The organism is Streptomyces sp. NPDC034086 (assembly GCF_055575515.1).
On record NZ_JBVISM010000001.1, the window covers coordinates 669,388 to 690,372 of the forward strand.

Annotated in this window: 18 protein-coding genes; 9 read left to right on the forward strand and 9 right to left on the reverse strand. The window is 73.4% G+C overall.

What is annotated here, in order from left to right; translation table 11 throughout:
- Nucleotides 1–22 precede the first annotated feature (22 nt).
- Nucleotides 23–1,117: a multiple monosaccharide ABC transporter substrate-binding protein gene (gene chvE / locus ACZ514_RS03035; RefSeq protein ID WP_469123948.1), complete on the reverse strand. Its 1,095-nt coding sequence runs from the start codon at nucleotides 1,115–1,117 to the stop codon at nucleotides 23–25.
- Nucleotides 1,118–1,481: 364 nt separating this feature from the next.
- Here chvE and ACZ514_RS03040 point away from each other — a divergent pair, with 364 nt between their 5' ends.
- Nucleotides 1,482–2,471 (forward strand): LacI family DNA-binding transcriptional regulator, encoded by a 990-nt coding sequence (locus ACZ514_RS03040; RefSeq protein ID WP_469124186.1) that lies wholly within the window; start codon nucleotides 1,482–1,484, stop codon nucleotides 2,469–2,471.
- Nucleotides 2,472–2,910: 439 nt separating this feature from the next.
- Here the strand turns inward: ACZ514_RS03040 and xylA are convergent, their stop codons facing one another.
- Nucleotides 2,911–4,083, reverse strand: a complete 1,173-nt coding sequence (gene xylA, locus ACZ514_RS03045) for a xylose isomerase (RefSeq protein ID WP_468162783.1) — start codon at nucleotides 4,081–4,083, stop codon at nucleotides 2,911–2,913.
- A 94-nt stretch (nucleotides 4,084–4,177) separates the two neighbouring features.
- Between xylA and xylB the strand changes: the two genes are divergently transcribed.
- Complete coding sequence (xylB, locus tag ACZ514_RS03050) at nucleotides 4,178–5,608, forward strand: xylulokinase (protein ID WP_469123949.1); 1,431 nt, start codon at nucleotides 4,178–4,180, stop codon at nucleotides 5,606–5,608.
- A 15-nt stretch (nucleotides 5,609–5,623) separates the two neighbouring features.
- The gene (locus ACZ514_RS03055; RefSeq protein ID WP_468162779.1) at nucleotides 5,624–6,835 is read left to right on the forward strand and encodes an ROK family protein; all 1,212 of its coding nucleotides are present in this window, start codon (nucleotides 5,624–5,626) and stop codon (nucleotides 6,833–6,835) included.
- A gap of 99 nt (nucleotides 6,836–6,934) precedes the next feature.
- Here ACZ514_RS03055 and araA read toward each other — a convergent pair whose 3' ends face one another.
- Both araA and ACZ514_RS03065 read right to left on the reverse strand, forming a co-directional pair.
- Entirely contained in the window at nucleotides 6,935–8,446 is a 1,512-nt protein-coding gene (gene araA / locus ACZ514_RS03060) for an L-arabinose isomerase (protein ID WP_468694932.1), read from the reverse strand.
- Between the two features lie 81 nt (nucleotides 8,447–8,527).
- The gene (locus ACZ514_RS03065) at nucleotides 8,528–10,222 is read right to left on the reverse strand and encodes a ribulokinase (RefSeq protein WP_469123950.1); all 1,695 of its coding nucleotides are present in this window, start codon (nucleotides 10,220–10,222) and stop codon (nucleotides 8,528–8,530) included.
- A gap of 429 nt (nucleotides 10,223–10,651) precedes the next feature.
- On the opposite strand from ACZ514_RS03065, the gene ACZ514_RS03070 reads away from it, so the two are divergent.
- The 5 genes from ACZ514_RS03070 to ACZ514_RS03090 all read left to right on the forward strand — a co-directional run bounded on the left by ACZ514_RS03070 (nucleotide 10,652) and on the right by ACZ514_RS03090 (nucleotide 16,649).
- Entirely contained in the window at nucleotides 10,652–11,650 is a 999-nt protein-coding gene (locus ACZ514_RS03070) for an ABC transporter substrate-binding protein (RefSeq protein WP_468694928.1), read from the forward strand.
- Nucleotides 11,651–11,742: 92 nt separating this feature from the next.
- Nucleotides 11,743–13,302, forward strand: coding sequence for a sugar ABC transporter ATP-binding protein (locus ACZ514_RS03075; protein WP_468162771.1), 1,560 nt, complete (start codon nucleotides 11,743–11,745; stop codon nucleotides 13,300–13,302).
- The gene (locus ACZ514_RS03080; protein ID WP_468694923.1) at nucleotides 13,299–14,399 is read left to right on the forward strand and encodes an ABC transporter permease; all 1,101 of its coding nucleotides are present in this window, start codon (nucleotides 13,299–13,301) and stop codon (nucleotides 14,397–14,399) included. Before ACZ514_RS03075 ends, ACZ514_RS03080 begins: the two co-directional genes overlap by 4 nt.
- Nucleotides 14,396–15,418 (forward strand): galactofuranose ABC transporter, permease protein YjfF, encoded by a 1,023-nt coding sequence (gene yjfF / locus ACZ514_RS03085; protein ID WP_469123951.1) that lies wholly within the window; start codon nucleotides 14,396–14,398, stop codon nucleotides 15,416–15,418. The genes ACZ514_RS03080 and yjfF overlap by 4 nt, the downstream gene beginning before the upstream one ends.
- 106 nt (nucleotides 15,419–15,524) lie before the next feature.
- Entirely contained in the window at nucleotides 15,525–16,649 is a 1,125-nt protein-coding gene (locus ACZ514_RS03090; RefSeq protein ID WP_469123952.1) for an aldose epimerase family protein, read from the forward strand.
- Between the two features lie 85 nt (nucleotides 16,650–16,734).
- Here the strand turns inward: ACZ514_RS03090 and ACZ514_RS03095 are convergent, their stop codons facing one another.
- The gene (locus ACZ514_RS03095) at nucleotides 16,735–17,757 is read right to left on the reverse strand and encodes a LacI family DNA-binding transcriptional regulator (RefSeq protein WP_468163333.1); all 1,023 of its coding nucleotides are present in this window, start codon (nucleotides 17,755–17,757) and stop codon (nucleotides 16,735–16,737) included.
- A gap of 373 nt (nucleotides 17,758–18,130) precedes the next feature.
- Between ACZ514_RS03095 and araD the strand changes: the two genes are divergently transcribed.
- Complete coding sequence (araD, locus tag ACZ514_RS03100; RefSeq protein ID WP_469123953.1) at nucleotides 18,131–18,868, forward strand: L-ribulose-5-phosphate 4-epimerase AraD; 738 nt, start codon at nucleotides 18,131–18,133, stop codon at nucleotides 18,866–18,868.
- 70 nt (nucleotides 18,869–18,938) lie between these two features.
- Here araD and ACZ514_RS03105 read toward each other — a convergent pair whose 3' ends face one another.
- The 4 genes from ACZ514_RS03105 to rpmB form a co-directional block, all read right to left on the reverse strand.
- Nucleotides 18,939–20,120 (reverse strand): GTP-binding protein, encoded by a 1,182-nt coding sequence (locus tag ACZ514_RS03105; RefSeq protein WP_469123954.1) that lies wholly within the window; start codon nucleotides 20,118–20,120, stop codon nucleotides 18,939–18,941.
- Between the two features lie 4 nt (nucleotides 20,121–20,124).
- Nucleotides 20,125–20,295, reverse strand: a complete 171-nt coding sequence (rpmF, locus tag ACZ514_RS03110; protein ID WP_468694916.1) for a 50S ribosomal protein L32 — start codon at nucleotides 20,293–20,295, stop codon at nucleotides 20,125–20,127.
- 146 nt (nucleotides 20,296–20,441) lie between these two features.
- Nucleotides 20,442–20,747 (reverse strand): 30S ribosomal protein S14, encoded by a 306-nt coding sequence (rpsN, locus tag ACZ514_RS03115; RefSeq protein ID WP_469123955.1) that lies wholly within the window; start codon nucleotides 20,745–20,747, stop codon nucleotides 20,442–20,444.
- The gene (gene rpmB, locus ACZ514_RS03120) at nucleotides 20,747–20,983 is read right to left on the reverse strand and encodes a 50S ribosomal protein L28 (protein WP_469123956.1); all 237 of its coding nucleotides are present in this window, start codon (nucleotides 20,981–20,983) and stop codon (nucleotides 20,747–20,749) included. The genes rpsN and rpmB overlap by 1 nt, the downstream gene beginning before the upstream one ends.
- Nucleotides 20,984–20,985 lie beyond the last annotated feature (2 nt).

The following is a 20,985-nucleotide window of genomic DNA, read 5'->3' on the forward strand; positions in this document are numbered from 1 at the left end:
CCCGGGGCGGGGGACCCGAGGGCTACTTGAGCTGGTCCGCGGTGTACTGGCCGCTGTCCACCAGGACCTTCCGGTAGTTCTCCTTGTCGACGCTGACCGGCTGGAGCAGCTGGGCCGGGACGGTCTTGACGCCGTTGTGGTACTGGCTGGTGTCGTTGACCTCCGGCTTGCCGCCGGTCAGCAGGGCGTCGCCCATCTGGACCGCCGCCTTCGCCAGTCGGCGGGTGTCCTTGTAGACGGTCTGGGTCTGCTCGCCCGCGATGATCGATTTCACCGAGGCCAGTTCGGCGTCCTGGCCCGTGATGACGGGCAGGGGCCGGCCGGCGCCGTAACCGACGCCCTTGAGCGAGGAGATGATGCCGATCGAGATGCCGTCGTACGGTGAGAGGACGGCGTCGACGGGGGCGGAGGTGTACGACTTGCTCAGCAGGTTGTCCATCCGGGACTGGGCGAGACCGCCGTCCCAGCGCAGGGTGGCGATCTGGCTGAACGAGGTCTGGCCGCTCTGCACGACCAGCTTCTTGTCGTCGACGTACGGCTTGAGGACGCTCATGGCCCCGTCGAAGAAGAAGGTGGCGTTGTTGTCGTCCGGTGAGCCGGCGAACAGCTCGATGTTGAACGGGCCCTTGCCGTCCTTGAGGCCGAGCTTGTCGACGATGTAACCGCCCTGGAGGACGCCGACCTTGTGGTTGTCGAACGTCGCGTAGTAGTCGACGTTCCGCGTGCCCCGGATCAGCCGGTCGTAGGAGATGACGGGGACGTGCGCGTCGGCGGCCTTCTGCAGCACGTTGGTCAGCGAGGAACCGTCGATGGGGGCGATCACCAGCAGTTTGGCCCCCTTGGTGATCATGTTCTCCACCTGGGACACCTGGTTCTCCACGACGTTGTCGCCGTACTGGAGGTCCGTCTTGTAACCCTTGGCCTGGAACTCCTTGGCCATGTTGGTGCCGTCGTTGATCCAGCGCTCCGACGACTTGGTCGGCATCGCGATGCCGATGAGGCCGCCTTTGGCGTTCCCGTCGGACCCGCCGTCGCCCGCTCCGTTGGCGCTCTGGCCGCAGGCCGCCAGCGCCAGTGTCAGACCCACGGTGGCAAGGCTCGCCGAAAGCTTCCGCACAGTTCCTCCAGTGGTGGTGCGCGACCGGCACGGTGCGACCCGGTGGGCGACCGGGAGCGGTCGGGCAGGACCGGCCGGGAGTGGTCTCCTCGCCCTCGGCGAAGTCGGGTGCTGCGGCTCCGGCCTGGCGATACCTGAGTGTTAACGCTCACAAGAGCGTCGTCAAGGGTCGTGTCCGGATCATCGCCGGGCGACGGCGGAGCGGGCGGCCGGCCCCCACGGCGGGGGGTCCGCGCACCGGCCCCCGCGTCCGCCGACGCCCGCGTGGCCTCCGGCGGGGAGCGGTGGCGTACCGTGACCCGCAGTCGAGGAGGGAGTGCGAGTGGGAGCCGACGGTGCCGGGACCGGGCAGCGCCACCCCGTGATGGCGGACGTGGCCAAACTGGCCGGCGTGTCCCACCAGACGGTGTCACGGGTGCTCAACGGCGCCCCGCACGTACGGCCCGGCACCCGGGACCGGGTGCTCGCCGCCATCCGGGAGCTGGACTACCGGCCGAACTCCGCCGCCCGGGCCCTGGTCACCCGCCGCTCGCAGAACCTCGGGGTGGTCAGCTTCGGGTCGACCCTCTACGGCCCCGCCTCGATGCTGGACGGCCTTGAACAGGCCGCGCGCGGCGCGGGGTACTCCGTCAGCGTCACCAGCCTGCGTTCCCTGGACGGCCGCTCGGTCCAGGAGGCCGTCGACCGGCTCCGCGACCAGGGCGTGGAAGGCGTCGTCGTGATCGCGCCCCAGATCTCCGCCGTCAGCGCGGTGGCGGGACTCTCCAGCTCCGTGCCGGTCGTCGCGGTCGGATCGGGCAGCCGGTCCCGGGTCCCGATGGTCTCGGTGGACAACCGGTCCGGTGCCGAAGCCGCGACCCGGCACCTGCTCCAGCTGGGCCACCGGACCGTGCACCACCTCGCCGGCCCGGCCGGCTGGCTGGAGAGCCAGGACCGCGAGGAGGGCTGGCGCGGCACGCTGGAGGCCGCCGGCGCCCCCGTGCCGCCCGTCGAGCGCGGCGACTGGAGCGCGCGTTCCGGCTACCGGGCGGGCCTGCGGATCGCCGGACTGAGTGACGTCACCGCCGTCTTCTGCGCCAATGACCACATGGCCCTGGGCCTGCTGCGCGCCCTGCACGAGGCCGGCCGCTCGATCCCGGGCGACATCGGGGTCGTCGGCTTCGACGACATTCCCGAGGCGGCCTACTTCACCCCGCCCCTGACCACCGTGCGGCAGGACTTCGCCGAACTGGGCCGCCGGGCCCTGGAACTGCTCGTCGAGGAGCTGGAGGGCGTCGCGCACACCCGCACCCACGTGCGGATCCCGCCCGAGATGGTGCTGCGCCGCAGCACGGGGCCCGCCCCGCGCCGTTGAGCCGCCCCGCGGGGCCGGCCCCGCGGGGCGGCTCAACGGCGCGTAGGGGCGCGTGCACGAGCCGGTGGCCCGCGTGGTGCGACGGCTTTCGCCGGCTCCGCCACCGGCGCCGCGGGCCGGGCGACCCGTCCTCGGGCGGCTCTCCCGCGGGGCGGGGGAGCCGGTGTACGGGCTGCTGGGGGAGCGGTTCACCCCGTTCGTCAGGAACGGCCGCGGCGTGGACGTCCGGCACGCCGACGGCGTACGGCGTCGTCGTCCACCACCCCGGCGGGGTCGGCCACGAGGCCCGCTCCGAGCCGGCCGGGCAGGTGCGGTCCGGCGTCGAGGACCCGTCGCCGGAGTGCCTCGTCGCCGGGGCCCGACCCCGGAGGCCGGCCTTCCGTACCCCCGCCCGGGAGGACGCCGGGGCACGCGCGGCACGGCTCCCGGGCACCGCGCCTCAGCGGGCGCCGAGGAGGTGTTCGAGGGCGAGCTGGTCCAACCGCTCGAAGGCCATCCCCCGGCGGGCGGCGGCCCCGGCGTCGAACCCGTCGAAGGCGGAGCGGTCGGCCAGCAGGCCGGCCAGGCCGTCCTCGGCGGTGGGCACGGCGAGTTCGGGCAGCCGGGAGGCGTCGAGGGCGGCCCGCACCTCCGGGTCGGCCCGGAAGGCGCGGGAACGCTCCGCCAGCAGCAGGTAGTTGCGCATGCAGGCGGCCGCCGAGGCCCACACCCCGGCGGAGTCCTCCGTGCGCGGCGGCTTGAAGTCGAAGTGACGGGGGCCCTCGTAGCCGGCCGACTCCAGCAGGTCGACCAGCCAGAAGGCCTGGCGCAGGTCGCCCGCGCCGAAGCGCAGGTCCTGGTCGTACTTCATGCCGGACTGGCCGTTGAGGTCGATGTGGAACAGCTTGCCGTGCCACAGGGCCTGGGCGATGCCGTGCGGGAAGTTCAGCCCGGCCATCTGCTCGTGGCCGACCTCCGGGTTGAGGCCGACCCGGTCGGGCCGCTCCAGCTCGTTGATGAACGCCAGGGCGTGGCCGATGGTGGGCAGCAGGATGTCGCCGCGCGGCTCGTTGGGCTTCGGCTCGATGGCGAAGCGCAGATCGTAGCCCTGGGTCTCGACGTACTCGCCGAGCAGGTCGAAGGCCTCCTTGAGCCGGTCCAGCGCCGTGCGGACGTCCTTGGCGGCGCCCGACTCCGCGCCCTCGCGGCCGCCCCAGGCGACGTACACCGAGGCGCCGAGTTCCGCGGCCAGGTCGATGTTGCGGATCGTCTTGCGGAGCGCGTAGCGGCGTACGTCCCGGTCGTTGGCGGTGAACGCGCCGTCCTTGAACACCGGGTGGGTGAACAGGTTGGTGGTGGCCATCGGCACCTTGAGCCCGGCCGTGTCCAGTGCGGCGCGGAAGCGCTTGACCGCCTGCTCGCGGGCGGAGTCGCCGGCGCCGAAGGGGATCAGGTCGTCGTCGTGGAAGGTGACGCCGTAGGCGCCGAGCTCGGCGAGCCGCCGCACGGCCTCGACCGGGTCGAGGGCGGGCCGGGTGGCGTCGCCGAAGGGGTCCCGGCCCTGCCAGCCGACGGTCCACAGGCCGAAGGTGAACCTGTGCGCGGGAGTGGGGACGAGCGGGTCGCTGGTCATGGGGCGCTCCGGATCCATACCGAGGGCTATTTGTAATGGCGAAAAACAAATTAGTATGCCGAGACGCCAGAAGGAACCCCCACCGGAGGAACGCATGTCCGCTCAGCGTGTCGTGATCGGTGTCGACAGCTCCACCCAGTCCGCCAAGGCCCTCGCCGTCGACCTGGACTCCGGTGCCGTCCTGGGCGAGGGCCGCGCCCCGCACACCGTCAGCGCGGGCGCCGGACGCGAGAGCGACCCCGAACGGTGGTGGCGGGCGCTCGGCGAGGCCGTGGCGGCCACGGGGTGGGCCGACCGCGCCGCCGCCTGTTCGGTCGCCGGCCAGCAGCACGGCCTGGTCACCCTCGACGCCGCCGGCCGGCCGGTGCGCCCGGCACTGCTGTGGAACGACGTACGCTCCGCCCCGCAGGCCGCCGCGCTGGGGGCCGCGTTCGGCACGGCGGAACTCGCCCACCGCACCGGCAGCGTCCCGACGGCCGCCTTCACCGCCGCCAAATGGGCCTGGCTGCGCGCCCACGAGCCCGCCGCCGCCGACCGCGTCGCCGCCGTCCGGCTTCCCCACGACTACCTCACGGAGCGGCTGACCGGCGAGGCGGTGACCGACCGCGGTGACGCCTCGGGCACGGGCTGGTGGGGCCCGGACGGCTACGACCGGGACATCCTCGGCCGGATCGGCCTCGACCCCGCGCTGCTTCCCCGGGTCCTGCCCCCGGGCGCCCGGGCCGGTGTCGTCCGGGCCGGGATGCCGCTGCGGGAGGGCGCGCTGGTGGCCACCGGAACGGGCGACAACATGGCCGCCGCCCTCGGGCTCGGCCTGACGCCCGGACGGCCGGTGCTCAGCCTCGGCACGTCCGGCACCGTCTACGCCGTCGGCCGGACCCGGCCCGCCGACCCGAGCGGAACCGTCGCCGGCTTCGCCGACGCCCTCGGCGGCTGGCTGCCGCTCGCCTGCACGCTCAACTGCACCCTCGCCGTCGACCGCTTCGCCGCACTCCTCGGCCGCGACCGCGAGGACGTCCAGCGGGGCGGCACGGCGGTGGTGCTCCCCTACCTGGACGGCGAACGCACCCCGGACCTCCCCGGTGCCTCCGGCCTCGTCCACGGCCTGCGCCACGACACCACACCGGGACAGCTGCTCCAGGCCGCCTACGACGGCGCCGCCCACGCCCTGCTCGCCGCCCTGGACGACGTGCTGCGCGCCGGAGGCGAGACGCCCGCCCCCGACGAACCCCTCCTGCTCATCGGCGGCGGCGCCCGTGGCCGGGCCTGGCAGCGGACCGTCCTCAGGCTGTCCGGCCGGGCCGTCCAGGTGCCCGGGGCCAGGGAACCGGTCGCGCTCGGGGCCGCCGCACAGGCCGCCGCACTGCTCACCGGAGAGCCCGCCGACGCGGTCGCCCGGCGCTGGCGGACCGCGGAGGGCCGGGTCCTGGACCCCGTGCCCCGGGACGACGACGCGCTCGAACGGATCACCAGTACGCTGCGTCGGGCGCGGGCGTTGCAGGAGGTCCCGCCGGAAGGGCGATAGGGAGGGCGGCGGCTCATGGCGGCGACGGGCAGGGCGGGCGGGGGCGCGGAGGCCGTGCCCGCCTCGCAGCGGGGGATGCGCCGGCAGAACCTGGCGGTGGTGATCGGCGCGGTGGCCGCGCACGGCCCGCTCTCCCGTGCGGACGTCGCCGGGCACACGGGCCTGACCAGGCCGGCCGTCTCGTCCCTCGTTGACGAGCTCATCGGCCGGGGAGCGCTGACCGAGACGGAGACCGCGCCCAGCGGACGCGTCGGCCGCCCCGGCCGGGCACTGGCCCTGAACGACCGGGGCCCCGCCGGCCTGGGCCTGGAGATCGGCGTCACCCACCTCGCCGCCTGCGTCGTGGACCTGCGCGGCGAACCCCGGGTGTGGCGCAGGGTCGAACGGGCCAACGCGGGCCGGCCGGCCGGGCGGGTCCTGGCGGAGGCCGCCGCACTGGGCGCCGAGGCGGAGGCGGAGGCCGCCGCTCTCGGCCTGCGCGTCGAGGGCCGCGTCCTGGCCGTGCCGGGGGTGGTGCCCAACGCGCCGGGCGGACTGGTCGAGAACGCGCCCAACCTCGGCTGGCAGGCGGTCCGCCCCGCCGATCACTGGCCCGACCCGACGGCCGTTCCCGAGCCGGAGAACGAGGCCAACCTGGGAGCGCTCGCCGAGCAGTGGCACCAGGGGAACCCCGCCGAGACCTTCGTCCACGTCTCCGCCGAGGCCGGGATCGGGGCCGCACTGGTCATCGGCGGGCAGCTGTTCCGGGGCGCCCGCGGCTTCGCCGGGGAACTCGGTCACCTGCCCGTCCACCCGGAGGGTCCCCGCTGCGCCTGCGGGGCGCGCGGCTGCCTGGAGCAGTACGCGGGCCGGGCCGCCGTGCTGCGCGAGGCCGGGCTCGGTTCCGCCGGCGACCCGGTGGCCCTGCTGGCCGGGCGGGCGGCCGCCGGGGACGCGCTCGCCCTGGGCGCCCTGGACCGCGCGGGACGGGCCCTCGGCCTCGCCCTCGCCTCGGCGGTGAACCTGATCGACCCGGACGCGCTCGTCCTGGGCGGGGCCTACGCCGAACTCGCCGAATGGCTCCTCCCACCGGTCCGCGCCGAACTGGCCGCCCGGATCACCGTCCGCCCCTGGGCCCCCGACGCGGTCCGCCCCTCGGCCCTGGGCCGGCGCGGGCCGGTGCTGGGGGCGGCGTGGTCGACCGTACGGCGCGTCATCGCCGATCCCTCCCGCCTGCCCCTGGGCTGAGGGCGTCCAGGCCCCCGGCGCCGGGGAGAACGGCCCTGGCCGGACGGGGGACGGGCGGTCACCCCGACCGCCCTGGAGCGGAGCTGGGCCCCGCGGGGATCACAGTCCCTGTGCCAGCCGGTAGTAGGCCTGGCTCCAGCGGAGTTCACTCCGCAACCGCTTCGCGGTGGTGGTCCCGTCGATGAGGACGAGTTCCACGCGGAGCATCTCCGCCAGGTCGTCGAGGTGGTCGGAGGTGAGGGCGGTGCTGAGCACGGTGTGGTGCGGCCCTCCGGCCGTCAGCCAGGATTCCGTGGAGGTCCGCAGGTCGGGGCGGGGCCGCCAGACCGCGCGGGCGACGGGCAGGGAGGGCAGCGGCCGGGGCGGTGCCACCACGTCGATGTCGTTGGCGATCAGGCGGAACCGGTCGCCGAGGTCGGCCAGGCCCACGACCACGCCCGGCCCGGGGGCCGCGTCGAAGACCAGGCGCACCGGGTCCTCCCGCCCGCCGATGCCGAGGGGGTGGATCTCACACCTGGGCCGGTCGGCCGCGATGGTGGGACAGACTTCCAGCATGTGCGCCCCGAGGATGAGCTGGTCGCCGGGCGTCATGTCGTAGGTGTAGTCCTCCATGAAGGAGGTGCCGCCCGGAAGGCCGGCCGCGGCCGCCTTGAGGGCGCGCAGCAGGGTGGCGGTCTTCCAGTCGCCTTCGCCGCCGAAGCCGTAGCCCTGCGCCATGAGCCGCTGGACCGCGAGGCCCGGCAGCTGGCGCAGGCCCCCCAGGTCCTCGAAGTTGGTGGTGAAGGCCCCGAAGCCGCCCGCTTCGAGGAAGGCGCGCAGACCGGCTTCGATGCGTGCCGCGTAACGCAGCGCGTCGTGCCGTTCGCCTCCCGGCCGCAGTTCCGGAGCCAGGCGGTACAGGTCCGCGTACTCCTTGACGAGGGAGGTCACGTCGGTCTCGTCCGCGCCGTCGACGGCCTCCACCAGGTCGTTGACCCCGTAGGTGTTGACGGAGACGCCGAAGCGCAGCTGGGCCTCGACCTTGTCGCCCTCGGTGACGGCGACGTCGCGCATGTTGTCGCCGAACCGGGCGACCTTCAGGGCGGCCAGTTCGGCCCGCGCGGCGGCGGCCCGCGCCCAGACCGCGACGCGTGCGGTCGTCACCGGATCGCTGACGTGCCCGGCCACGGTCTTGCGGGGGACGCCGAGGCGGGCCTGGACGTGCCCGAACTCACGGTCCCCGTGGGCGGCTTGGTTGAGGTTCATGAAGTCCATGTCGATGGTGTCCCAGGGCAGGGCCACGTTCGACTGGGTGTGGAGGTGCAGCAGCGGCTTGCGCAGCGCGTCCAGTCCGGCGATCCACATCTTGGCCGGCGAGAAGGTGTGCATCCAGGCGATCAGGCCGACGCACCGGTCGTCGGCGTTCGCGTCGAGGCACGTCCGGCGGATGGCGTCGGCGCCGGTCAGTACCGGCTTCCACACGACCCGGGCGGGAATGCCGGAGACGCCGGCCAGGGTGGCGGCGATCCGCCGCGACTGTTCGGCGACCTGCTTCAGCGTCTCCTCCCCGTACAGGCCCTGGCTGCCGGTGAGGAACCAGATTTCCCGGGCGGGAGACGTTCGGCTGGGCACATGGACTCCTGAAGATGACGTCACGCCACGGCGTGAGGGCGGCTGGGGGCGGGGATGTGGTGTCGGGCAGGGGGCTGGGGGTCAGTCCCCGGAGCGGGCCGTGTCGCGGATGCTCCTCAGCCGGTGCAGCATGCCGCCGGTGCCGAAGTGGTCGTGCAGGAGCCGGTATTCGGCGAAGAGGGCGTCGTAGGCGTCGGCCCGTGAGGCGTCGGGCGTGTAGACGGCCGGCCGCCGGCGGCCCATGGCGGCGGTGGCCGTGCGGACGTCGGGGTGGGCGCCGGCGGCCACGGCGGCGTGGATGGCCGACCCGAGGGCGGGGCCCTGGCCGGACGCGGCGAGGGACACGGGGCGGCGCAGCACGTCGGAGTAGATCTGCATCAGCAGTTCGTTCTTGGCCAGTCCGCCGGCGACGATGAACTCGCGCACCGGTACCCCGCCCGCCTCCAGCGCCTCCACGATGACGCGGGTGCCGAACGCGGTCGCCTCGAGCAGTGCCCGGTAGACGTCCTCGGGGCGGGTCGCGAGGGTGAGGCCCACGACGACCCCGGAGAGGTGGTGGTCGACGAGGACCGAACGGTTGCCGTTCAGCCAGTCGAGGGCGACCAGTCCGTGGGCACCGACCGGTTGCCCGGCGGCCTTGCGGGTCAGCAGGGCGTGCAGGTCCTCGCCGCGGTCGGCGGCCTCGGCGAGGTACTCGGCGGGGACGCCCTGGTCCAGCACCCAGGCGAAGAGGTCGCCGACCGCGCTCTGGCCGGCCTCGTAGCCGTAGGCCCCCTCGATGATCCCCCCGTTGACGACACCGCAGATGCCGGGGACTTCGGCGAGGACGGGGGCGTTGACGACGTGGCAGGTGGAGGTCCCCATGATGGCGAGCAGCTGCCCGTCCTCGACGGCCCGGGCCGCCGCCGCGGTGACATGGGCGTCGACGTTGCCCGCGGCCACGGCGATGCCGGGGCGCAGTCCCGTCCACGCCGCCGCCTCCGTGCTCAGCGAGCCCGCGCGGGAACCCAGCGGGGAGAGGGGGAACTCGAGGCGGGTGCGCGCGAAGTCGGCGAACCGCGGGTTCAGCGCGGCCAGGTACTCCTCGTCCGGGTAGGCGCCGTCCTGGTGGATGCCCTTGTACCCGGCCGTGCAGGCGTTGCGGGACTCGGTTCCGGTGAGCTGCCACACGATCCAGTCGGCGGCCTCGATCCACCGCGCGCAGGTGTCGTAGACGAGCGGATCCTCCTCCAGGACCTGAAGGGCCTTCGCGAACTGCCATTCGGCGGAGATCCGCCCGCCGTAGCGGCCGATCCACTTCTCCCCTCGGGCGTGGGCGAGTTCGTTGATGCGGTCGGCGTACGGCTGGGCCGCGTGGTGCTTCCACAGCTTGGGCCAGGCGTGGGGCCGTACGGCGAGTGCGGTCTCGGCGAGGGGCGTGCCGTCGGCCAGCGCGGGCAGCACGGTGCAGGCGGTGAAGTCGGTGGCGATGCCGATCACCGCGGCGGGATCCACCCCGGCCGCCGCCACCGCCTCCGGGACGGCCCGGCACAGCACGTCCCGCCAGTCCTGCGGGTGCTGCAGGGCCCAGTCCGGGGGAAGCCGCGCGCCGCCGTGCGGCAGGTGCCGGTCGATGACCCCGTGCCGGTAGGGGTGGACCGCCGCGGCCAGCTCCTGACCGTCGCGGACCCGCACCACCACGGCGCGGCCCGACAGCGTGCCGAAGTCGACGCCGACCGTGTACTGCTCCGGTTCCTCGGAGGGGGGCGTGGGCGCGAGGGGATGGGGTGACGTCAACGGAGTGCCTTTCGGTGGAATCGGACGGCGGCGGGCGGCGGACGGTCCGGCGGACGGCGGACGGTCCGGCGGGCCGGAGCGGCCGGCCCGCGGTCCCGGCGGTTCGGCCCGCTTGATCGGTGACCCCCGCAGTGTGAGCGCTAACAATGCCGCGAGGCAAGGGGTTCGGGCGGTCGTGTGCGCGCTTCTGCGGCGCAGCGGCCGCCGGGCGCGCCGGACGGGCGGGTCGATCGGCCCGCAGGCGCCGCATCCGGCGTGGTCACGGACAGGTAACGCACGCAAGGGGCTTGAGAACAGGACTTGTTAGCGCTCACAATGCGACGGCGCCCCCTTCCCCCGGTGACCTCTCCACCCGGCCCCGGTCACGGCCGCCCCGGCCGCCGTGTTCTCGCCGCCGCCTCCTCCGCGCACCCCGAAAGGACCCCCGACATGGCTCGCAGAGCAGCCCTCGTACTCGCCGCCGCCCTCCTCGCCTCCTCCGCGTTGACCGCCTGCTCCACCGAGAACCCCGGCTCCGCCTCCGCCCCGGGGGCCAAGAAGGGCTCCGGCGGCACCATCACGCTCGGCTTCGCCCAGGTCGGAGCCGAGAGCGGCTGGCGCACCGCCAACACCAAGTCGGTCCAGGAGGCGGCGAAGAAGGCCGGGATCGACCTCAAGTTCTCCGACGCCCAGCAGAAGCAGGAGAACCAGATCAAGGCGATACGCAACTTCATCCAGCAGAAGGTCGACGTCATCGCCTTCTCGCCGGTCGTGGAGTCCGGCTGGGACACCGTGCTGAAGGAGGCCAAGGACGCGGGCATCCCGGTCATCCTCACCGACCGCGCCGTGGACACCAAGGACACCTCCCTCTACAAGACCTTCCTCGGCTCGGACTTCGTCAAGGAGGGCAAGTCCGCGGGGGAGTGGCTGACCGGCGCGTACGCGAACGAGCAGGGTCCGGTCAACATCGTCGAACTCCAGGGCACCACGGGCTCCGCACCCGCCAACGACCGCAAGGCCGGCTTCGCCGACGTCATCCGCGCCGACGGCAAGTTCAAGATCGTCGCCTCGCAGTCGGGCGACTTCACCCGCGCCAAGGGCAAGGAGGTCATGCAGGCGTTCCTGAAGTCCGAGAAGGACATCGACGTCCTCTACGCCCACAACGACGACATGGCGCTCGGCGCCATCCAGGCGATCGAGGAGTCCGGCAAGAAGCCCGGCACGGACATCAAGGTGATCTCGGTGGACGGCATCAAGGACGCCTTCGTCGCGATGACCGAGGGCAAGATCAACGTCGTGGTGGAGTGCAACCCGCTGCTCGGCGACCAGTTGATGGAGCTGGCCAAGAAGGTCGCGGCCGGTGAGGACGTGCCGCCCCGCGTCGAGACCGAGGAAGGCGTCTTTCCGCAGGACAAGGCCGCGGCCGCGCTGCCGTCCCGGAAGTACTGACGCGGCCCGTCCGGTGCCGGAGGAGACCGGCCCAGGTGTCTCCTCCGCCCTCCGGAGCCCGCTCCACCACCCCACCCACGAGAGGAGGGCGGATGGCATCCCCGTCCACCCCGCGGCCCGCGGACACCGGCGGCCCGCAGCCGGTCCTGGAAGCCCAGGGCATCCGCAAGCAGTTCCCGGGAGTGCTCGCCCTCGACGGAGTCGCCCTGCGGCTCTTCCCCGGTGAGGTGCACGCCCTGATGGGCGAGAACGGCGCCGGCAAATCCACCTTGATCAAGGTGCTCACCGGGGTCCACCCCGCCGACGGCGGCACCGTGCTCGTCCACGGCCGGCCCCACGCGTTCGGGGACCCCCTCCAGGCGCAGCAGGCCGGCATCAGCACCGTCTACCAGGAGGTCAACCTCTGCCCCAACCTCTCGGTCGCCGAGAACATCCTCATCGGGCGCGAACCCCGCCGGTTCGGCCTCGTCCACTGGTCCGCGCTGCGCCGGCGCGCGGCGGAGCTGCTGACGGAACTGGACCTCGACCTCGACGTCACCGGTCCGCTCGGTTCGCACTCCCTGGCGGTGCAGCAACTGGTCGCCATCGTCCGGGCCGTGGACGTCTCGGCGAAGGTGCTCGTCCTGGACGAACCCACCTCCAGCCTGGACCGGGAGGAGGTCGCCCAGCTCTTCACCCTGGTGCGGCGCCTGCGGGACCGCGGTGTGGCCATCCTGTTCGTCACGCACTTCCTGGACCAGGTCTTCGACCTCTGCGACCGCGTCACCATCCTGCGCAACGGCCGGCTGGAAGGCGAGTACCCCATCGGCGCGCTCACCCCGGTGACGCTGGTGCAGCGCATGATCGGCGGCGAACTGGCCACCCTGGACCAGCTGTCCGGCCGCGCCCACGAGACGGCAGCCGAACGGGCGGCCGGCGAGCCCTTCCTCCGGGCGCGGCAGCTGACCCGCACCGGCTCGATCGAACCGTACGACCTCGACATCCATGCCGGTGAGGTCATCGGCCTCGCCGGCCTCCTGGGCTCCGGCCGCACCGAGGCGGCCCGCCTCCTGTTCGGCGCGGACGGCGCGGACGGCGGAGACGTGTCCATCGAGGGCGAGAAGGTGCTCCTGCGCAGCCCCCGCCACGCCATCGCCCGGGGCGTCGCCTTCTGCTCCGAGAACCGCAAGACCGAGGGACTGGTCGGCGAGCTCACGGTCCGCGAGAACATCGTCCTCGCCCTGCAGGCCGCCCGCGGCTGGACCAGACCGCTGGCCCGCGCGAAGCAGGACGAACTGGCACGGCACTGGATCGAAGCCCTGGACATCCGCCCCGCCGACCCGGAGGCGCAGGTGCGCCACCTCAGCGGAGGCAACCAGCAGAAGGTCCTCCTCGCGCGGTGGCTGCTGACCGGACCCCGGCTCCTGATCCTCGACGAACCCACCCGCGGCATCGACATCGGGGCCAAGGCGGAGATCCAGAGACTCGTGGCCCGCCTGGCGGGCGAGGGCACCGCCGTGCTGTTCATCTCGGCGGAACTGGAAGAAGTGCTGCGCCTGAGCCACCGCATCGCCGTGCTCCGCGACCACCGCATGGTGGCCACCCTCAGGAACGACGACACCGTCACACCCGAACGCATCCTCACGACCATCGCCACCGGAGCGGACTCATGACCCCCCAGCCCGCCACGTCCGGGGCGGCCGGCGGAATCCGGGGACGACTGGCCGGCCACCGCCTGCTGTGGCCGACCCTCGTCCTCCTCGCCCTGCTCCTCGGCAACCTCGCCTTCCACCACGACTTCTTCTCCGTCCGCGTACGCGACGGCCACCTCTACGGCAGCCTCATCGACATCCTCCAGTTCGGCGCGCCCCTCACCCTGGTGGCACTCGGCATGACCCTCGTCATCGCCACCCGCGGCATCGACCTCTCGGTGGGGTCCACCGTCGCCATCGCCGCGGCCGTGGCCTGCGCGCACCTCTCCACCGCCACGCGTCCCGGCAGCGTCGCCACCATGCTCACGGCCGTCGCCCTCGCCCTCGGCGTCGCCCTCGTGCTGGGCCTCGCCAACGGCTTCCTGGTCTCCGGGCTGGGGGTGCAGCCCATCGTGGCCACCCTGATCCTCATGGTCGCGGGCCGCGGCGTCGCCCAGCTGATCACCGACGGCCAGATCATCACGGTGAGCAGCGGCCCCTACAAGATGATCGGAGGCGGCTACTGGCTGACCCTGCCCTTCGCCGTCCTCCTGGCCGCGGGCCTCGTCGCGCTCACCGCCCTCGTCACCCGGCGCAGCGCCCTCGGCATGCTGATCGAGTCCGTGGGGGGCAACCCCGCCGCCAGCCGCCTGGTCGGCATCCGGGCCGGCGGTCTGCTCGCCCTGGTCTACGTCTTCAGCGCGCTGTGCGCCGCCGTCGCCGGACTGATGATCAGTTCCAACGTCTCCAGCGCCGACGGCAACAACGCCGGCCTGTGGATCGAACTCGACGCCATCCTCGCCGTCGTCGTCGGCGGCACCGCCCTGACCGGAGGACGCTTCTCCCTCGGCGGCACCGTCCTGGGCGCCCTGATCATCCAGACCCTGTCCACCACCGTCTACACCCTCGGCGTCCCGCCCGAGACCACCCTCGTCTTCAAGGCCTGCGTCGTCATCGTCGTCTGTCTGGTGCAGTCCCCCGTCTTCCGGGCCAAGGCCCTGCGCCGCCGCGGGACACGCACCCCCCGACCGCACCCCACGGCGGGCGCCGCCCCGCAGCAGCAGGAGGTACGCGCATGAGTACCGGCATCGCGGCCGCCGCCGCACAGCTCACCCGCCCCTTCGCGACGGTGTCCCCGCGCACCCGCACCCGTATCCCGCTGATCGTCACGGCCGTCCTGCTGACGGGCATGTTCAGCGTCGGATCGGTCCGCTACGAGGGCTTCCTCTCCGCGCAGGTCGTCCTGAACCTGCTCATCGACAACGGATTCCTCCTGGTCGTCGCGGTCGGGGCGACCTTCGTCATCCTCACCGGCGGCATCGACCTGTCCGTCGGCTCCATGGTGGCCCTGTCGACCATGCTCACCGCGTGGCTGGTCGAATCGCACGGCTGGCCCCTCGCCGCCGTCATTCCCCTGGTCCTGCTGGTCGGCGCCGCGAGCGGGACGCTCATGGGCTGGATCATCCACACCTTCGAGATCCAGCCGTTCATCGTGACCCTGGCCGGCATGTTCCTCGCCCGCGGGCTCTGCTACACCATCAGCACCGAATCGATCACGATCAGCGACCCCGCCACGGCGGCCGTCGCGCAGACCCGGCTGTACGGCCCCGGAGGACTCTTCGTCTCCATCCCGGTCGTCATCGCCCTGGCCGTGCTGGTGACCGCCTTCGTCGTACTGCACCACACCCGCTTCGGCCGCAACGTGTACGCGCTGGGCGGCAACGAGTCCTCGGCGCGCCTGATGGGTCTTCCGGTGGGCTCCACCAAGATCGGCGTGTACGCGGTCAGCGGCCTGTGCTCGGCGCTCGGCGGCCTGCTGCTGACCTTCTACATGCTCTCCGGCTACGCCCTCCACGCCATGGGCATGGAACTCGACGCGATCGCCGCCACCGTGATCGGCGGCACGCTCCTGACCGGCGGCTCCGGCTTCGTCCTGGGCACCGCCCTGGGCGTGCTCGTCCTCGGCATGATCCAGACGACCGTCAACTTCCAGGGGACGCTCAGCTCCTGGTGGACCCGGATCGTCATCGGCGCCCTGCTGCTCGTGTTCATCGTGCTGCAACGGCTGATGAGCGGACGCCGCCCCGCCGCCGACTGATCCGGCCACCCCCTGCCGCCCGTACCTCCCGTGCCGACGCGCTCGGGTGCCGCCGCGACCACAGCCCGCCCCCCCCGCGAGGGACCGACTTCCAGGGAACACCGCCGTGACCCACGCATCCGAACCCGCCGGCCGGACCACCGGGTCCCCGCGGACCGCCCCCGGTCCGCAGACGGGCCGCCCCCTGCGCACGGACGGCGGGAGGAGGGGGGAGAGATGGCGGTTCGGCTTCCCGGGCCGGGCCCGCGCGGAGGTCCACACGCGCGGCGCCCGCCTCCACTCCCTCACCGTGCCGGACCGCTGGGGCCACCCGGCCGACGTGGTGCTCGCCGCCCTCGACCCCGCGGCCCTCGAGGGTCCCGCACGCTACTTCGGTGCGACGGTGGGCCGTTACGCCAACCGCATCGCGGGCGGCCGGCTCGTCGTCGACGGCGTCACCCACCGGCTCGCCACCCAGGAGAACGGGCACACCCTGCACGGCGGCCCCGACGGGTTCGACCAGCGCGTGTGGCGCTGCGAACCCCTCCACTCCGCGCACCGCACCGGCGTCCGGCTGTTCCTGCGCAGCCCCGACGGCGACCAGGGGTTCCCCGGCGCCCTGGACGTCCGCGTGACCTACGCGCTGGACCGGCGGGACCACCTGACCGTGTCCTACCGGGCGGTCGCCGACGCGCCGACGATCGTCAACCTCACCAACCACACGTACTGGAACCTCGAAGGAGAGGGGCGCGGCAACGTCCTCTCCCACCACCTCCAGGTGGAGGCGCCCCTCTACACCCCCGTGGACGCCGAGCTGATCCCCGACGGCCCCCACCGCCCGGTCAACGGAACCCCGTTCGACCTCCGCCGGCCCCGGCGGCTCTCCGACGCCCTGACCCGTGCGGACCCGCAACTGGCCCTCACCGGCGGTGGCTTCGACCACAACTGGGTCCTCGACGGCGCTCCGCGGGCCCGCCCCGGGAAGGCCGCCGTGCTGTACGCGCCCGCGTCCGGCCGCCGCATGGAAGTGCGCACCACGGAACCGGGCCTCCAGGTCCACACCGCCCAGGGCCTGACCGGTGACATCACGGGCAAGGGGGGCAGGCCGTACCGCGCCTACGCGGGCGTCGCGCTGGAGACCCAGCACTTCCCCGACTCCCCGAACCGCCCCGATTACCCGGCGGTCCTGCTGCGCCCGGGCCGGCCGTACCGGTCCACCACGGTGTACGCCTTCACCACCGTTGCCGCCTGACGGGGCGCCGTACGCGGTCGCGGCGCGGGGGGCGCCCCGCCCCACCGCCCGCGGGGGAGCGGTCCCCGCGCGGTGGCGGCCAAGGTCATTCCCCGGCGGGCGGGATCCTGCGCGCCGTACTGGCGCGCACGATGAGCTCGGGCGCCACGACCAGGTGCGCCGGCTCGTCCGTCCGGCCCTCGATGTGGTCCAGGAGCAGTCCGATGCTGTCGCGGCCGAGGGAGGCGAAGTCCTGACGGATCGTCGTCAGCGGGGGCGGGAAGAACTCCGCCTCCGGGATGTCGTCGAAGCCGGCGACCGCCACGTCCTCCGGCGTGCGCAGGCCCGCTTCCCGCAACGCCCGCAGGACGCCGAGGGCCATCTGGTCGTTGGCGACGAACACCGCGGTGAGGGCCGGCCCCCGTCCCCGTGACGCCCGTACCCGGCCCGCGAGCTGCTGGCCGGCCTGGTACCCCGACAGCGGACTCCAGTCGCCGCGCAGCAGGGGCGGCACCTCGGCGCCGGCCTCGCGCAGCGCGTCCTCCCACCCCTGAGTGCGGGCCTCGCTCTCCAGCCAGTCGGGCGGCCCCGCGACGTGCCACACGGTGGCGTGGCCCGAGGCGAGGAGGTGCTCCGTGATCAGGCGGGCGCCGAGGTTCTGGTCCAGCGACACGCCCGGCAGGTCCAGGGTGTGGCCGCCTTCCACGGTGACCACCGGACACGGTGCCTCCAGTGCCGCCAGGGCCCGGACCGCGTCGCGCTGGGGAGTGACGGCGACGATCCCCTCCACCCCCCACCCGGCGAGGTGCTGCATGGCTTCGGCGAGGGCCGTCCGCGTGGCGGTCCGGAGCGTGACGGCGGAGGTCAGGTAACCCCGCTCCCGGGCCGCCTCCTGCACTCCGGCCACCGTGCTGGCGGGCCCGTGCAGCGTGGTGTTCACCGCGATGACGCCCAGCGTGTGGGTCCGGCGCGTGGCCAGGGCCCGGGCCGCCGAGTTGCGGCGGTACCCCAGCTGCTCGATGACCCGCGTCACCGCGGCCCGGGTCTTGGCGCTGACGTTCGGGTGGTCGCTGAGCACCCGGGAAACGGTCTGGTGTGACACGCCGGCGACGCGCGCGACGTCCGTCATCGTGGGCGCTCGCGGGACGTCTGGGAGCTGGGTCAACCCTCTTCCTTTCCTCGTCGAGCGGCCTTCCCTCACGGTACCGAACCGGCCGCGGCCCGCACACGTCCCGGACCGATCGGGAGCGGAGCGGCACGGCAGCGATGTTGGCGCTCACATTATGCAGCGAGAAAAGGGCCGTCCGGGCAGGAATCTTCTCTCCTCCTCTTGAGATTTCGGCGTGTTAGCGCTCACAATTCCATCGGGGCAGCTGCGCCCGCGCAGCGGCGCGCCTGGCGCGCCGCCCTGATCGGTCCAGCCCATCCGTGCGCGGCCCGCGCGACCTGCCGGACGCCGGCACGGGAACCGGCGCGCATGCCGGAGAGACGGTGAGAGCGTAGTGAGCGAGACCCTCCTCAAGGACCTCCGTCGCGAGGTCCTCGCGGCCAACCTGCGCATCCCCGAAGCCGGACTCGCCACCCTCACGTGGGGGAACGTCAGCGGAGTGGACCGCGACGCCGGCGTCTTCGTCATCAAGCCGTCCGGGGTCTCGTACGCCGACCTCACCGAGGAGGACCTGGTGGTGGTGGCGCTGGAGGACGGCCGGGTCGTCGACGGGCACCTCAGGCCGTCCACCGACACCGAGACCCACCGGTGCCTCTACCGGGCCTTTCCCTCCATCGGCGGCGTCACCCACACGCACTCGGCGCACGCCGTCGCCTTCGCCCAGGCGCGCCGCCCGATCCCCGTGCTCGGCACGACGCACGCCGACACCTTCAACGGGCCCGTTCCCGTCACGGCGGACCTCACCGCCGAGCAGTGCGCGAAGGACTACGAGTACAACACCGGACAGGTGATCGTCGCCCGGCTCGACGGCGACCCCCGCCGGGCCGACGAGGTCCCCGGAGCGCTCGTCTCGCGGCACGGCCCCTTCACCTGGGGCGCCAGCGCCAAGGCCGCGCTGGAGAACGCCATCGTCTGCGAGGCGGTGGCGGAGATGGCGCTGCACACCCTGGCCCTGGGGTCCCGCCTCGGGCACACCTCCGAGCCGCCGGCGCACCTGCTGGCGCGGCACTTCACCCGCAAGCACGGACCGGACGCCTACTACGGCAACCCCCGTACCGCGCCGGACGCCTGAGGAGTGCCGGCCGGGGCGGGCCGGCCGGGCCGGGTGGTGCCGTGGCCGCGGCACCACCCGGCCCGGAGTCTCAGACGGCCGCCGCCACGGACGCGGCGGCGGGCTCGTGCTCGCAGGCGTCGTCGATGCCGTACGTCTCCCACGCCGGGAACTCGTCCTCGGCCGGGACCGGTTCGTCCGGGCCGAGCAGGCAGGCCTCGAGCGCCGCCCGCAGCGCGTCGACGCGCAGACCGGTGCCGATGAAGACCAGCTCCTGGCCCTGGGCGCAGTCCGGGCCGCGGGCTCCCGCGGGCTCGAACCGGGCCACCGCGCCGGCCTGGGACCACAGTCCGGTCACCCGGGGGCGGCCGGCGAGCCGGAAGAACCCCTTGGAGCGCAGGATCCGGCCGAAGGTCCCGCTGTCCAGGCCCTTGGTGACGAACGTCCAGAGCCTGCCGGGGTGGAAGGCCGTGCCGGCGCGGAACACCAGCGAGGAGATGCCGTACTCCTCGGTCTCCGGTACGTGGTCCCCGTTGAGCTCCTTGACCCACCCCGGGGCCTGCTGAGCCCGTTCCACGTCGAACAGCCCTGTGCCCAGGATCTGTTCGAGCGCCACCCGGCCGCGTACGGCCGGCACCAGGCGGGCCTCGGGATTGAGCCGGGCGAGGATGGCGCGCAGCCGGGCGGCGTCGTCCGGTCCGACCAGGTCGAGCTTGTTGAGGACGATGACGTCCGCGAACTCGACCTGGTCCATGAGCAGATCGCTGACCGTCCGCTCGTCGTCCTCGTACTGGTCGAGGCCGCGCGCCGCCAGTTCGTCCCCGCCGGCGAGTTCCCGCAGGAAGCCGGCGGCGTCGACGACGGTGACCATGGTGTCGAGGCGGGCGAGGTCGCCGAGGGTGGCGCCGTCGTCCCGGGGGAAGGAGAAGGCGGCGGCCACCGGCATGGGTTCGGAGATGCCGCTGGACTCGATGAGCAGGTAGTCGAACCGGCCTTCGCGCGCCAGCCGGTCGACCTCCTCGAGCAGGTCGTCGCGCAGGGTGCAGCAGATGCACCCGTTGGTCATCTCGACCAGCCGCTCCTCGGTGCGCGAGAGCGCCGCCTCGCCGCCGCGCACCAGTGCGGCGTCGATGTTCACCTCGCTCATGTCGTTGACGATGACCGCGACCCGCAGGCCTTCGCGGTTGCCGAGGACGTGATTGAGCAGGGTGGTCTTCCCGGCGCCGAGGAAGCCGGACAGGACCGTCACCGGCAGGCGCGCGTAGGGGGCCACGAGGTCAGCCCCCGGGGTGGATGAGGCCGCGCTCGTACGCCTTCACCAGGCGCTGCGGGACCTGGTGGACGACGCCGTCGACGGTGACCGGCACGAGCTGGGGCGTGGTCGCCTTCCACTGGGCGCGACGGTGACGGGTGTTGCTGCGGGACGTCTTCCGCTTGGGGACGGCCATGGTGGGGCTCCTCGTTCTCGGTGGGACGGGAAAGTTATATGAAAACGGATCCCATTATCAAATCTGGCGACCCGTACGCGTGCGGCGGCCGCCGGGGCTGCGCGCCCCGCGTCGGTGTGCCGCACGCGTACGGGCGTGGAACGCCGCTACCAGGAGGACTTGGTCACTCCGGGCAGGAATCCGGCGTGCGCCTGCTGCCGGACCCGCATGCGGGAGAGTCCGAACCTGCGCAGGTGGCCGCGGGGGCGGCCGTCCACGCTGTCGCGGTTGCGGACGCGCGTGGCGCTGGCGTCGCGCGGCTGGCGGCGCAGCTCCGCGAGGGCGGCCTCGCGTTCGGCCGGGGTGGAGGACGCGCGGCGGATGACCTCCTTGAGCTCCGCGCGCCGGGCGGCGTACCGCTCGACGGTCTCCTTGCGCTGCTCGTTCCGTGCGATCTTGCTCTTCTTCGCCATCAGACCTTGCCTCCCCGGGCGCGGATCCGGGCCACGGCGGCCTCGATGCCGATCGCGTCCACGGTCTTGATCGCCTTGGCGCTGAGGGTCAGGCGGACGTGGCGCCCCTCGCCGGCGAGCCAGTACCGCTTGCGCTGGACGTTCGGGTCGAAGCGGCGCGAGGAGCGCCGGTGCGAGTGGGAAACGGTGTTGCCGAAACCGGGCTCGGCGCCGGTCAGCTGGCAGTGCGCGGACATGG